Below are 12,213 nucleotides of genomic sequence, written 5' to 3'. Positions count from 1 at the left end.
ATTCGGCAGAACAGCGTCAATCCGGAGACGAGCGATGACAAACCCACCTGGTCGTGCCGAGATGCTGTCGAGTTCGGCAGGATCCGTCGTCTTCGACGCGGACGTGCTGGTGCTTGGTGGGGGTCCCGCGGGCACATGGGCCGCGATCAGCGCCGCCGAGCATGGTGCGCGTGTCGTGCTGGCGGACAAGGGGTTTTGCGGCACCTCAGGCGCGACCGCGGCGGCAGGCACCGGTGTTTGGTATGTCGACCCGGATCCGACGCGCCGCGAGGCCGCCATGGCCAGCCGTGAGAAACTGGGTGGCTATCTCCAGGATCGCCGCTGGATGGCGCGCGTGCTCAATAGCACCTACGTCCAGAGCAACCAGCTCGCTGACTGGGGCTATCCTTATCCCACCGATGACGACGGCAGGCCGCAGCGGAATTCGCTGCAGGGCCCGGAATACATGCGGCTGATGCGCAAGCGCACCAAGCAGGCCGGCGTCACCATCCTCGATCATTCGCCGGCGCTCGAGCTGCTGGTCGACGGTAACGGCGTGGCGGCGGGAGCTGCGGGCTTGCGCCGTCAGAAGGGTGATCGTTGGGTCGTTAACGCCAAAGCCGTGGTGATCGCCACGGGCGGGTGCGCCTTTCTCAGCAGGACACTCGGCTCGAACGTGCTGACCGGCGACGGTTATCTCCTCGCCGCCGAGGCGGGTGCAGAATTCACCAGCATGGAGTTCTCCAACGCCTACGCGATCTCGCCGGCCTTCGGATCGGTGACCAAGACCTTGTTCTACAGCTGGGCGAGTTTCACCGATGAGCAGGGTAGCGTCATCCCCGGAGCATCGTCGAAAGGCGGACGCTCGGTGATTGCGCGGGCGCTCCGCCAAGGCCCTGTGTATGCGCAGCTTGATCAGGCCGATGCCGAGACCCAGCGGCACATGCGCGCGTCGCAGCCGAACTTCTTTCTCCCGTTCGACCGCACCGGTGTCGATCCTTTCACGCAACGTTTTCCGATCACGCTGCGCCTCGAAGGGACGGTCCGCGGTACCGGTGGTTTGCGCATCATCGACGACACTTGCGCGACCACCGTACCGGGTCTCTACGCCGCAGGCGATGCCGCGACCCGCGAACTGATCTGCGGCGGCTTCACCGGCGGCGGCAGCCACAACGCCGCCTGGGCGATGTCGTCAGGTCATTGGGCCGGCCAGGGTGCCGCCGAGTTCGCGCGACAATTGGGCACGACCATCGGGCGCCAGGCCTTCCGGCGCGGCACTGTTGGTCTGCACTCCGGCAACGGGTGGCCGTTGCAGGGCGGCGCGCTCGCGCGGAGCGTTCAGGACGAGGTGTTCCCCTACGAGCTGAACTATTTCCGCGAGGCCGGGCGATTGGGCCAGTCGCTCGGTCGGCTGGATGCATTGTGGTCCGATGCGTCGGCTGCCGCTGCGCCAGACGATCAGGAGCTGCTACGTGCACGCGAAGCGGCCGCCATGCTTGCGACCGCGCGCTGGATGTATCGCAGCGCGCTGGTGCGTCAGGAAAGCCGGGGCATGCATCGCCGTGACGATTACCCCCAGCAGGATGACCGCTATCTGCATTTTGTGACGACCGGCGGGCTCGATGATGTCTGGACGTCCGCGCGGGCGCTGGCGTCTGCACAATATTCGGAGGCCGCGGAATGATCGAGGTTATCGATGCCGAACAGTGCACGGCCTGCGACATCTGCGTGAGCGTGTGCCCCACCAATGTCTTCGACAAGACCGATGGCATTCCCAGGATCGCGCGTCAAAGCGACTGCCAGACCTGCTTCCTGTGCGAGCTCTATTGTCCCGAGGATGCGCTGTTCGTCTCGCCGTTCGCCGACGCGCCGCAAGCGGTCGACGTCGCGGCGTTGAAGGAGGCGACCCTGCTGGGCAGTTATAGGCGCGCGGTGGGCTGGGTCGGCGAGAGCCGGCACCTGCGGGCGGCAGATCGGAGCTATCGGCTGTTCGGCCATTGAAAATCATGTCGTCTCTGGAGGCCTGCCATGAGCGGAGATCGCCTCTTTCTGTTGAAGCCGGGATTTGAAGATCCCGAGCAGCCGGGCCGCTTCTTCGTCTGCCCGCACTGCAATGCAATCGAGGGATTGCTGGCGTCCTTCCCCGGGCTGGCAACGCAGATTGAGGTGCACCGCCTGCCGTTCGCGCGGCCGCGAACGGCCCTCATCGAAATCCTGGGCGAGCAGCATCAATCGCTTCCAGTTCTGATCTTCGATGAAAGCCGGCCGGTGCCTGAGGACGCCGGCGTTGCCAACGGCCGGCGTTTCACCGATTCCTCGGAGCGAATACTCCGCTATCTGGCCGATCGCTACGCATTCCCGTATGTTCACCATTAGGATCGATCCGGATTGCGCCGGCATTCTCCCTAGGTTTGCACCTGTCCCCAGCGCTGCACCGTGATCCGCGTCAGGCTCCGGAAGATCACACCCTCCACAAGGAGGCCGATCAAGATCACGGTGAGCAGTCCCGCGAAGACGCTCGCCGTCTCCAGCTGTGCGCGGCTGGTGTAGATGAACCAGCCGATCCCGCCGGACCGAGCGCTGACGCCGAACACCAGCTCTGCCGCGATCAGCGTGCGCCAGGCGAACGCCCACCCGATCCGCAAGCCGGATAGGATCTGGGGAAACGCCGCTGGCACCAGGATCTCCGCAACGAACCGGCCGCCCGAGAGGCCTAGGTTGCGGCCGGCCATTCGTAGCGTCGGCGGCACCGCGAGGAATCCGCCATAGCAGGCCAGCGCCACCGGCCACAAAACGGAGTGCACGATGACGAAGATGAGGCTCGGCGTTCCCACACCGAACCATAGCAATGCGATGGGCAGCAATGCGATGGCCGGAAGCGGGTTGAACATCGACGTCAACAGGCCAAGAGCCTCATTGCCCCAGCGCGACAGGGCGGCGAGGGTCGTCAGCACCGCCGCGATGGCAACGCCCAGCGCGTAGCCGGTGACGAGGACCCGCAGCGAGGTTGCTGCGCGGTTCGGCAGCTCGCCCGACAGCACGGCCGACCACAGCGCCGACAGCGTCGCGCCCAGGGTCGGCAGCAGAAGGGCATTGTCGAGCCAGCGCGCATAGAGCTCCCAGGCGAGAGCAAAGCCGGCGAGAATGACGAAGCGCCGCCAGGGCGTGCCTTCGAGGGCGCGCCGCCACGTTTGCACGCGCACGAGTTTGGGGGTCGTGATGTCAGACATGGTCGGCTTCCGGTGCGGAAAATACGGTCTCCTGGATCCGCCGCTCCAGCTCGCCGAAACCCGCGCTTCCACGAGCGCGGGTTTCCGGCGGGACATCGAAAGTGGCGGCCAGCCGTCCCGGGTGAGGCGTCAGCGCCAGGATGCGGGTTCCGACGCGGATCGCCTCGTCGATGCCATGGGTCACGAACAGCGCGGTGTTTCCGGTCTCCTCACACAGCTTGAGCAGTTCGTCCTGCATCTGCCGCCGCGTCAGCGCGTCCAGCGCGGCGAAGGGTTCGTCCATCAGCAGCAGCGCCGGCTCCAATGCGAAGGCCCGTGCGATTGCGACGCGCTGTTTCATGCCGCCAGACAGGGTGTGGGGGAAGGCGTCGACGAAACTCTTCAACCCGACGCGCTCGAGCCAGCGCCGCGCGAGGCGCTCGGCGTCCCGCCGCGGCATCGATTTTCCCCGCTCCAGGGCGTAGCGGACATTGCCGAGCACGGTGCGCCAGGGCAGCAACTGGTCGAACTCCTGAAACACGGTCATGCGGTCGGGCCCCGGGGCTCCGATCCGCCGGCCGTTCATGCGAAGCTCGCCTGCGCTTGGCTTGAGGAAACCGCCGACGGCACGCAGCAGCGTGGACTTGCCGCAGCCTGATGGGCCGAGCAGGACCAGCCGTTCACCAGTCGCGATCTTGAAGCTGACGTCTAAAACCGCCGTAAGGACACCGTCCGGGGTAGGATAGCTGATACTGACGTGATCGAGCTCGAGCAGCGTCGACCCCGCCGTATCGCCGACGAGGCCGGTCAGTCGCGGAGCGATGTTCATGTCAGCTTCCCGGTTTCTCTCCGAGCCCCGACCAGAACAGGTCCCGCCACCACGCCGGCGCCTGCTTGATCAGGCCGACCTTGGCCTCGAAATCCGCGAACTTCTGGGCTCCCTCGGGCACGGTGGTGAAGTTCACGTCCTTGTCACGGATGATGCTCTCGACGAAGTCGGGCGCGAGCTTCGAACCTTCTGCCTTGATGTAGAGCGCGGCTGCTTCCTTCGGATTGGCCTTGATCCATTCGTTGGCACGATCGAGACCGCGGACGAACGCCAAAATCGTCTTCGGGTTGTCGTTGATGAATTTCGTAGTCGAATAGACCACGTTGAATGTGTGGGGGCCTCCGAGCACTTCGTAGCTGTTGAGGACCTGGTGTACCTTGCCGCTGGCCAGCTGCTGCTGCGAGAATGGCGGCGAGGTGAAGTGGGCCGTGATCTCGGAACGGCCCGACAGGATCTGGGCCGTCGCGTCCGGATGCGGCATGCTGACGGTGAGCTCGTCGAGCCTGTCGTACTTGCCGAACGCCTTGTCCGCCGCCATCTGGAGGACGATCGGCTGGAAACCGACCTTGACCGAGGGGAGTGCGATCCGGTCCTTCTCGGTGAAATCGGCCAGCGTCTTGATGTTCGGATTGTTGGTGGTCAGGATGTTGGCCATCGAGCCGAGCGCGGCGATGCCGATGATCTTGGCCGTGGTCCGCGTCTTGTCCCAGGTCAGGATCATCGGCGTGATGCCGGCCGTTGCGAAATCGAGGCCGCCCGAAATCAGCGCCTCGTTCATGGCCGCCGCGCCGGACAGCCGCAGCCATTCGATCTTCGGCGGCGCAATGCCGAGTGTTTTGGCTTCTTCCTCGATCAGCCCCTTCTCGCTGGCGACGATGAGCGGAAGATAGGCGATGCCGAACTGTTGGGCGATGCGAAGCTGGCCTGCCTCGGCGCGGACGACATTCGTGCCGCCCAGCGTAATGATCAGCGCGAGCGCCGCCTGCAAAAGCCTCGATCCATTCATGTTACGTCTCTTGAATTCCCGTTCGCCCGACGGCTCACCACGAGCCATTGCGGCACACTTCAGGAAATCAAGCAGCCGGTCCAGTGAACTGATGTCGCTGCGCCATTTTCGAAAGAATCGCACTTGCTCGCCGCGTTTGACGCGACGTCCGTTCTCCCATCCCGCTCGATGAAAGAAGTCTGTTCCTGCGCCTCGAGGAGCTTCGGTCCGCTCTCGGGCGTCCGACATTAGCTGACAATATCAGAACGTTACGTTTCACTGGCCGCTCTCGCCGGAGAACTCTGTTCTACGCTGAAATAGACATCTTCCCGACGAGCCGAGGGCGACGCGTGTCGTTTCCGGCAAGCCGCCAAAAGAGTTTTGCCTTTCATTGACGCGGCTGTGGTCCGGCCCAAACATGGGCTATCTGAGTGGCCAGGCACCCTCATGCTGCCGGCCGAGCCGCCGTTTTGTCAGAGGCCGAGATCATGGTGTCGTCCGCGCTCGAAGAGCTATCGATAGCGACCGACGTGCTGATCGTCGGCGGCGGGATGGCAGGTGCGTGGGCCGCGACCTCTGCAGCAGAAGCGGGGGCGAAAGTCGTGCTGGTCGACAAGGGCTATTGCGGCACCAGCGGCGTCACGGCTGCGGCAGGGCCGGGCCATTGGTGGGTCCCGCCGGATCCTCCAGCGGCGCGCGAGGCAGCCGTTGCCAATCGGATTGCCGCCGGCCTTGGTCTTGGCGAAGCAGACTGGATGTATCGCATCCTCGACCAGACCTGGCGAACGCTGCCGACGCTGGCGAGCTATTACAAGTTCGGGGCGGATGATGAAGGGCGGGTAAACTATCGCGCGGTCCGCGGTCCCGAATACATGCGCGCGCTGCGGCAGCAGGTGCTGGGCCACGACGTCACCATCCTCGATCATTCTCCCGTTCTCGAACTTCTGGCCCGATCCGACGGCTCGATCGGCGGCGCCCGCGGCCAGCGCCGCCAGGATGGCGGGAGGGCCTATCGGATCGAGGCGGGGGCGGTGATCCTTGCGGCCGGCGGCACCAGCTTCCTCTCTCATCTTCTGGGGTCCCGCACCAACACGGGGGACGGCTATCTCATGGCGGCCGAAGCGGGCGCGGAGATGTCCGGCATGGAGTTCACTGCGGCCTACACCATCGCGCCCGCGCATTCGACGATGACGCGAAGCATGGCGTATTCGTTCGCGACCTATTACGATGCCGACGGGCACGAGCTCGATCTTCCGTTCGGTCCCGACCAGACCCTGCGTCTGGCACGCGCTCTTCAGCGCGGTCCGGTCTACTGCTCGCTGCACCGTCTGCCCGACGACATCAAGGCGCGGCTGCACACGATCTCGCCAAACGTGCCATTGGTGTTCGACCGTTGGGGGGTCGATCCCTATCGCGACCGGTTCGAGGTGACACTGCACAACGACGGCACCATCAGGGGCATCGGTGGGGTGCGGGTGCACGACGTGGATGGCACGACATCGGTTCCGGGGCTGTTCGTGGCCGGCGATAACGCCTCGCGCGAGAAGGTTGCGGGCGCGATCTCTGGCGGCGGCAATGTCAACTCGGCCTGGGCGCTTTCGTCCGGCGTGTTTGCCGGACGTGCTGCGGCACGCCTCGCGCGCGGCGCGAAGAGGAGTGTGGGCGGGCTGCGGCCGCTTGGTCGCGTCGGGCGCGAGCCCCGCAGCGGCGCCAGGGCCGTCGATCTCGCCGCGCTTCGCGACGGCGTGCGCGCCGAAATGCACCCCTTCGACAAGAATCTATTCCGTACCGGGCAACGACTAGCAGCATCTGCACACGCACTCGAAGGCTTGTGGACCGAGTTGGCCGATCACGCTGACATGGGCACAATCGCCTCGCGCGAGGCGGCAGCTCTCTTGGCAACGGCGCGCTGGTCCGTTGCCGCGGCGGCAACACGCAAGGAGAGCAGGGGCCTTCATCGCCGCGTGGATTTCCCTTCACGGGATTTCGGGCTCGCATTCCGTCTGCTGAGCGGCGGCCTGGACCAGGTCTGGGTCGCCGTCGACGGTGCTCCTTCGGACGCCAAGTCAGGCCAACTCGAGGCGGCAACATGATCGAGCTCATCGTCGCGGACCGCTGCACGGATTGCGGGACATGCATCGAGGTGTGTCCAGCCAATGTGCTCGACGCCGGGCACGGTGGCTTGCCGATCCTCGCGCGTGTCGAGGATTGCCAGACCTGCTTCATGTGCGAGCTCTATTGTCAGGCCGACGCCATCTACGTCGCACCCGATTGCGATGGGCGTGTCACCGTGGACGAAACCGAGGTGGTGGCCTCCGGTCGCCTGGGTCAATACCGCAAGCATTCCGGCTGGGACGAATGGTCCGATCGCTTTCCGAATGAGCAATGGCTGATGGAAACCGTCTTCCGCCGCGCCGGCGAGGCCGCGGCGCAGGCGAAAGTGACGTCGGCTGACGTTATCCGCACGAAGTGAGTCCGGAGAGACAAACTCTTATGTCGTGCCGAGATGCGTCGTCCTGTTGTTGCAGGACAGCGGCGATCTTTGAAAAGACTATCTTGGTTCGAGCGCCTAGCATGTCCTCGTTATTGCCATCGCAAAGCTGCAGGACATGAACACTCCGCGAATTGAGGGCAGGCGCGCCTCCACCAGCGTGCGGTCGCCGATCATCGTCAATCAGCTCGGCGCGGAGGTTCGTGCCGTCCTGGCCGATCACTGGTCGCGTCCGCTGATCATCGATCATCCCGCCGATCGCGCGCCATGGGAGATCGCTCCCGAGGCGGACGTATTGCTGACGCGGCCGCTGGCGGGCTGGCACGGCGCGCCCAAGGAGAAGCCGGCCGGCTGGCCGTTCGGCCTGCACTGGATCCAGACCGCTTCGACAGGTATCGATTTCTTTCCGGCGTGGCTGCTCGACGGTCCCGTGGTCACGGTCGGTCGCGGCATCTCGGCCGATCCGATCGCCGAATATGTCCTTGCGGCGATCCTCGGCTTCGAGAAGCGCATCCACGACATCAGGCCGCGTAGCCGCACAGAATGGAAGATCACCCCGCTGGGCTCGCTCAGCGGCAAGACGATCGGCATCGCGGGCTTCGGCGCCATCGGCCGTGCCGTCGTCGAACGCGTCAAGCCGTTCGGTGTCAACATCAGGGTTTTGCGGCGCGCGGCCTGGCCCTATGTCCTTCCTGGCATTCAGCCCGCGGACAGCATCGAGCAGCTGGTCGAGGTCTCCGATCATCTCGTTCTTGCTTTGCCGGCGACGACAAAGACGACGCGTCTGATCAGCGCCGACGTGCTGGCACGCGCCAAGCCATCGCTGCACCTCATCAATGTCGCGCGCGGACGGATCGTCGATCAGGGCGCGCTGCTGCAAGCGCTCGACGAGGGGCGGATTGCCGGCGCGACGCTCGATGTCACCGATCCGGAGCCGCCGCCAGAGGGCGATCGGATCTATGGTCATCCCAAGGTCGTCCTCACTCCGCACGTCTCGTGGACGGGGGGCGAGGATGCCAAGCGGCTTGCCGACAAGACGCTGGTCAACCTCGACGCCTATGCGCATGGCGTGGGACTGGCCGACGTCTTCGACAAGAATCTCGAATATTAAGAAGGAGCCGCATCCATGAACAAGGTCGTCGAGAAGCCCAAAAAGTATTCCCTGGTCGAGCGTACGCCGGCGGCGACGTTCGAGGAGGAACGGCTGCACCGCAAGCAGCGGCTTGCCGCAACATTCCGGCTGTTTTCGCGCTACGGCTTCGATCAGGGTCTGGCGGGCCATGTCACGGTGCGCGATCCGGAGTTTCCCGAGCGGTTCTGGATCAACCCGCTGTCGAAGCATTTCAGCCAGATCAAGGTGTCCGACCTTCAGCTGGTCGACCACGACGGCAACATCCTGATCGGCGACAAGCCGATCAACCAGGCCGGCTTCGTGATTCACTCGGCGATCCACGCCGCGCATCCGGAGGTGATTGCGGCGGCCCATACCCACTCGACTTACGGCAAGGCCTGGTCGGCGCTTGGACGCCTGCTCGATCCACTGACGCAGGATTCCTGCGCGTTCTACGAGGATCATGTGCTGTTCGATCCCTTCTCCGGCGTCGTGCTGGAAGCGGAAGAGGGCCGCAAGATCGCGCAAGCGCTGGGATCGAAGAAGGCCGCCATCCTGCAGAACCACGGCCTGCTCACGGTCGGACCGACCATCGAGGCGGCCGCGTGGTGGTACATCGCGATGGACAATGCCGCGCGCGCCCAGCTACTTGCCGAGGCCGCCGGCACGCCAAAGCCGATCCCGCACGAGATCGCCAGCCTGACGTCGCGACAAGTCGGCACGCACAAGGGCGGCTATTTCAGCTTCCAGCCGCTGTGGGACTGGATCACCGCGGCGGAGCCGGATCTGTTCAACTAGGGATCTCGGCCCCGGAGACGCGTAGCCAGCTCCGCACATTGCTGCCGGATGTCCGGAACGGCGATGATCTCCCAGAACGCCGCCCGCGTCAGCGGTCCGACCGCGTACAGGCGGCGAGAGGGAGATCCATCACGATTGACGATCGCGCAGTCGCGCGTGACGTCGATCCCGATCCGCAGCGGATCGATGCGGGCAAGGCCTTGGTCGCGCAGGCTGCGCACGGCCGGGTTGGTGCTGGCGCCGGGATCGCGGACGATACCGGTGCAGTCGATGATGGCTCCGACCTGCAGCTCGGAGGTCTCGACTTGGCCGCGCCTGCGATAGCGAACGATAGCGCCGCCGGAGTTCGGTGCGATAGCGGCGAGCTTGCCCGCGACGACGGTCAGCCGCTTCATGGCGAGGGCCTCTGCGATGCGCGCCTCCACCTCCGGCGCTGTACGGTGGCGATGGACATCCCACCAGGCGCGGGCGTGTTCCAGGAAGCGACGTCTGGAGCTCGATGGCAGCTCCTGCCAAAGCCGCTGGGTGAAGGGCCTGATCGCATCGATGGTCGCGCGCCAGTCGCCACCCGCGGCGACATGCACCTCGATGCGGCGGCGAAACCAGCGCAGCAGCGTGCCGATCTCGGCGCCGAACGGAATCTCGCTCTCGGCAAAGCGCGTCGGATCGACGCGCCGATGCGCTTGCGGCAGCAGGCCGCGCCGCGACATTGCGACGATCCGTCCCTGATGTCCGTAGCGGAGCAGCGACAGCACGTAGTCAACCATCGAGAGACCCGTGCCGAGGATGAGCACGGTGGCATTCTTGTCGATGCCGGCGTCGGCGGGTGAGGCCCAGGGTTCGGCATGGCCCGCCGGCACCGGGGCTGCGGCGTCATGGCCTGTTGCGAGAATGGCCGTGCTGCCGGTGATGCATGTTCCGTCGGAAAGGGTGACTGCGACGTCGGAGGGATTTTCTCGGATCGTCGCACACTCGCCGCGCACGATGGTCAGGCCTTGTGTCCCGTCGCGCGATCTCAGCGGCGCGATCAGATCGGCGAGATAGTCTCCATAGGTCTGCCGCGGAACAAAGCAATAGGGATCCGGACAGAGCGGCCCGTCGGGCCGGGCACATAGCCAGTTCCAGAAATGCTGGGGATCGTCGGGAAGCGCGCTCATATTCGTCACGCGCACGTTGAGGAGATGTTCGGGATTGCCTGCGTGATAGGCAAGTCCGCGTCCGATCTCAGGCCTCTTCTCGATCAAGGTCACGCGGAGATCGGATGGATTGGTCTTCAGCAGCTGGAAGGCGAGAAGGACGCCGCTGGCGCCTCCCCCGATGACGATCGCGTGCCACCCCTCCGGACCCATCGTGCCGCCCCCGTTTCGCTCGCTCAGTCAACGTCGCAGGACGGGGAAACTCTACCGCTCAAATGCGTTGATAGTCAGACAAGTATGATATTTTCTTCTTCGGCAATCCAGGGTGATCGCACTGTGTCGAGAGCTTCCTGGGCCATAATTGACGCAAGAAGCCGCGTCAGAGCGGCGGAAACAGACCTACCGATCTGGGGTGTGCCTCAGACCCAGAGATTTGGCACGAACGCGTTCGAATATCCCGAGACGAACTCGTGCTCGGCTCCGGTCGTTGCATCGAAGACGGAGCGGTGGATCCTGCCGATGTTGCCGCCATAGACGTGAATGCTGATCGACGGCTTGTCCGGCAGGCCATTCGAGATCGCATGAATATCGCCGATATCAGGCGAGACGGCGGCCACGGTGCCTCTCGCCAGGCGCTCGGTGGTGCCAGGCCGCAACGAGCCGTCGGGTTGCCGCGCGTAGCTCACCGAGAGCTCTTCTCCCCGCAAGACGCCCACCAGTCCCCAGACGCGATGGTCGTGGATCGGGGTGCCCTGTCCGGGTCCCCAAACGAAGCTGACGATCGAGAAACGGTCGAGAGGATCGGCGTAGAGCAGGTATTGCCGATAGGCCTTGCCATCAGCCGCAGTGAAAGCGTCCGGCAGCCAGTCGTCGGCGGCGACCAGTTCCTTGAGCTTGGGCGCAAGCTTAGCGAGGGTCGCGCTCTCATCCAGCTTCGCTTCGACGACCCGGGCGACCTCGGCGACGAAGGTGCGGAGTGTGGGCAGGCCGGTCATCGCGCGGCCTCGAACCGCTTTGGAAACAGACCCCGCGCGGCGAATTCGTCGACGGATGCGCGCGGACTCGGCTGCTCGCGCTGAAGCAGGGCTGGCGCCAGATGCGCTCCATCGCCCTTGCGACCGAGCGCGATCACGATCTCGACGTCAAATCCCTCGGGGACGCCGAGGAGCGTGCGCGCCTTGTCGACATCGAACCCGCTCATGCCGTGAGCCGCCCAGCCGCCGATTGCAGCCTGATTGGCGAAATTGGCCCATGCGGCGCCTGCATCGAAGGAATGGGTTCGCGAAAATTGTGCTCCGGTCTTGCCAGGCGGCGTGAACTCCTTCTTGGAGAGAAGGTAGATCAGGGCCGCCGCATGTTGAGCCCATCCGCGATTGAACTCGATCAACGGAGCAAGAAAGGTATCAAAATCCGTCTCGCCTCTGAGCGCGTAGAGAAAACGCCAGGGCTGCGAGTTGTAGGCGGAGGGCGCCCACCGCGCCGCCTCGAACAACGTCCGAAGTTCGCCTTCCGCAATTTGATCTTGAGAAAATCCCCGGGGGGACCAGCGATCGACGAAGATGCGCTCGGCGGGGTGGTCAGCGACGCGGTTCGTGCGCTGCGATGTCTGGTCGGTCACGGTATCTCTCTCATTGCGACGAGGCACGTTCAACATGGGATGCGCGAGCAGATATCA

13 protein-coding genes are annotated in these 12,213 nt (G+C 64.8%); 7 read left to right on the top strand and 6 right to left on the bottom strand.

The features are described 5' to 3' along the window. Positions 1 to 34: 34 nt before the first annotated feature. The 3 genes from A3AS_RS0108505 to A3AS_RS0108495 are packed head-to-tail and all read left to right on the top strand — an operon-like array spanning position 35 to position 2,355. Positions 35 to 1,663 carry an FAD-dependent oxidoreductase gene (locus A3AS_RS0108505; protein ID WP_245283167.1) on the top strand — a complete coding sequence of 543 codons (1,629 nt, stop codon included), beginning with the start codon at positions 35 to 37 and terminating at the stop codon, positions 1,661 to 1,663. Then, positions 1,660 to 1,980 (top strand): ferredoxin family protein, encoded by a 321-nt coding sequence (locus A3AS_RS0108500; RefSeq protein ID WP_018317172.1) that lies wholly within the window; start codon positions 1,660 to 1,662, stop codon positions 1,978 to 1,980. The genes A3AS_RS0108505 and A3AS_RS0108500 overlap by 4 nt, the downstream gene beginning before the upstream one ends. Positions 1,981 to 2,007: 27 nt before the next feature. Continuing rightward, the gene (locus tag A3AS_RS0108495; RefSeq protein WP_018317171.1) at positions 2,008 to 2,355 is read left to right on the top strand and encodes a DUF3088 domain-containing protein; all 348 of its coding nucleotides are present in this window, start codon (positions 2,008 to 2,010) and stop codon (positions 2,353 to 2,355) included. 29 nt (positions 2,356 to 2,384) lie between these two features. Here A3AS_RS0108495 and A3AS_RS43320 read toward each other — a convergent pair whose 3' ends face one another. From A3AS_RS43320 to A3AS_RS0108480, 3 genes are read right to left on the bottom strand one after another with little or no spacing between them, the layout of a single operon-like run. Beyond that, positions 2,385 to 3,209 carry an ABC transporter permease gene (locus A3AS_RS43320; protein WP_018317170.1) on the bottom strand — a complete coding sequence of 275 codons (825 nt, stop codon included), beginning with the start codon at positions 3,207 to 3,209 and terminating at the stop codon, positions 2,385 to 2,387. Then, a complete protein-coding gene (locus A3AS_RS0108485) occupies positions 3,202 to 4,017 on the bottom strand; it encodes an ABC transporter ATP-binding protein (RefSeq protein WP_018317169.1) in 816 nt (271 codons plus the stop codon). The genes A3AS_RS43320 and A3AS_RS0108485 overlap by 8 nt, the downstream gene beginning before the upstream one ends. A gap of 1 nt (position 4,018) precedes the next feature. Continuing rightward, a complete protein-coding gene (locus tag A3AS_RS0108480; RefSeq protein WP_026201798.1) occupies positions 4,019 to 5,023 on the bottom strand; it encodes an ABC transporter substrate-binding protein in 1,005 nt (334 codons plus the stop codon). 449 nt (positions 5,024 to 5,472) lie between these two features. Between A3AS_RS0108480 and A3AS_RS0108475 the strand changes: the two genes are divergently transcribed. From A3AS_RS0108475 to A3AS_RS0108460, 4 genes are all read left to right on the top strand, one after another. Next, positions 5,473 to 7,095, top strand: a complete 1,623-nt coding sequence (locus tag A3AS_RS0108475) for an FAD-dependent oxidoreductase (protein WP_245283166.1) — start codon at positions 5,473 to 5,475, stop codon at positions 7,093 to 7,095. Then, entirely contained in the window at positions 7,092 to 7,475 is a 384-nt protein-coding gene (locus A3AS_RS0108470; RefSeq protein ID WP_018317166.1) for a ferredoxin family protein, read from the top strand. The genes A3AS_RS0108475 and A3AS_RS0108470 overlap by 4 nt, the downstream gene beginning before the upstream one ends. Positions 7,476 to 7,611: 136 nt before the next feature. Further along, positions 7,612 to 8,604: an NAD(P)-dependent oxidoreductase gene (locus A3AS_RS0108465; protein ID WP_018317165.1), complete on the top strand. Its 993-nt coding sequence runs from the start codon at positions 7,612 to 7,614 to the stop codon at positions 8,602 to 8,604. Between the two features lie 15 nt (positions 8,605 to 8,619). After that, complete coding sequence (locus A3AS_RS0108460) at positions 8,620 to 9,402, top strand: class II aldolase/adducin family protein (protein ID WP_018317164.1); 783 nt, start codon at positions 8,620 to 8,622, stop codon at positions 9,400 to 9,402. Here A3AS_RS0108460 and A3AS_RS0108455 read toward each other — a convergent pair. The 3 genes from A3AS_RS0108455 to A3AS_RS0108445 all read right to left on the bottom strand — a co-directional run bounded on the left by A3AS_RS0108455 (position 9,399) and on the right by A3AS_RS0108445 (position 12,192). After that, on the bottom strand, positions 9,399 to 10,751 hold the full coding sequence (locus A3AS_RS0108455; protein ID WP_018317163.1) for an FAD/NAD(P)-binding protein: 1,353 nt from the start codon (positions 10,749 to 10,751) through the stop codon (positions 9,399 to 9,401). The genes A3AS_RS0108460 and A3AS_RS0108455 overlap by 4 nt on opposite strands. Before the next feature lie 206 nt (positions 10,752 to 10,957). Continuing rightward, positions 10,958 to 11,533 (bottom strand): hypothetical protein, encoded by a 576-nt coding sequence (locus A3AS_RS0108450; protein WP_018317162.1) that lies wholly within the window; start codon positions 11,531 to 11,533, stop codon positions 10,958 to 10,960. Beyond that, positions 11,530 to 12,192 (bottom strand): nitroreductase family protein, encoded by a 663-nt coding sequence (locus A3AS_RS0108445; protein ID WP_049814823.1) that lies wholly within the window; start codon positions 12,190 to 12,192, stop codon positions 11,530 to 11,532. The genes A3AS_RS0108450 and A3AS_RS0108445 overlap by 4 nt, the downstream gene beginning before the upstream one ends. Between the last annotated feature and the right edge of the window lie 21 nt (positions 12,193 to 12,213).

It is taken from the genome of Bradyrhizobium sp. WSM2793 (genome assembly GCF_000379585.1).
In the GTDB taxonomy this organism is placed as follows: domain Bacteria; phylum Pseudomonadota; class Alphaproteobacteria; order Rhizobiales; family Xanthobacteraceae; genus Bradyrhizobium.
This window is presented reverse-complemented; position numbering and strand designations above follow the sequence as displayed.

Bases quoted from the DNA above. Each gene is read 5' to 3' on its own strand.
- A3AS_RS0108505 (WP_245283167.1), top strand. From the start codon at position 35: ATGACAAACCCACCTGGTCGTGCCGAGATGCTGTCGAGTTCGGCAGGA.
- A3AS_RS0108500 (WP_018317172.1), top strand. From the start codon at position 1,660: ATGATCGAGGTTATCGATGCCGAACAGTGCACGGCCTGCGACATCTGC.
- A3AS_RS0108495 (WP_018317171.1), top strand. From the start codon at position 2,008: ATGAGCGGAGATCGCCTCTTTCTGTTGAAGCCGGGATTTGAAGATCCC.
- A3AS_RS43320 (WP_018317170.1), bottom strand. From the start codon at position 3,209: ATGTCTGACATCACGACCCCCAAACTCGTGCGCGTGCAAACGTGGCGG.
- A3AS_RS0108485 (WP_018317169.1), bottom strand. From the start codon at position 4,017: ATGAACATCGCTCCGCGACTGACCGGCCTCGTCGGCGATACGGCGGGG.
- A3AS_RS0108480 (WP_026201798.1), bottom strand. From the start codon at position 5,023: ATGAATGGATCGAGGCTTTTGCAGGCGGCGCTCGCGCTGATCATTACG.
- A3AS_RS0108470 (WP_018317166.1), top strand. From the start codon at position 7,092: ATGATCGAGCTCATCGTCGCGGACCGCTGCACGGATTGCGGGACATGC.
- A3AS_RS0108465 (WP_018317165.1), top strand. From the start codon at position 7,612: ATGAACACTCCGCGAATTGAGGGCAGGCGCGCCTCCACCAGCGTGCGG.
- A3AS_RS0108460 (WP_018317164.1), top strand. From the start codon at position 8,620: ATGAACAAGGTCGTCGAGAAGCCCAAAAAGTATTCCCTGGTCGAGCGT.
- A3AS_RS0108455 (WP_018317163.1), bottom strand. From the start codon at position 10,751: ATGGGTCCGGAGGGGTGGCACGCGATCGTCATCGGGGGAGGCGCCAGC.
- A3AS_RS0108450 (WP_018317162.1), bottom strand. From the start codon at position 11,533: ATGACCGGCCTGCCCACACTCCGCACCTTCGTCGCCGAGGTCGCCCGG.
- A3AS_RS0108445 (WP_049814823.1), bottom strand. From the start codon at position 12,192: ATGTTGAACGTGCCTCGTCGCAATGAGAGAGATACCGTGACCGACCAG.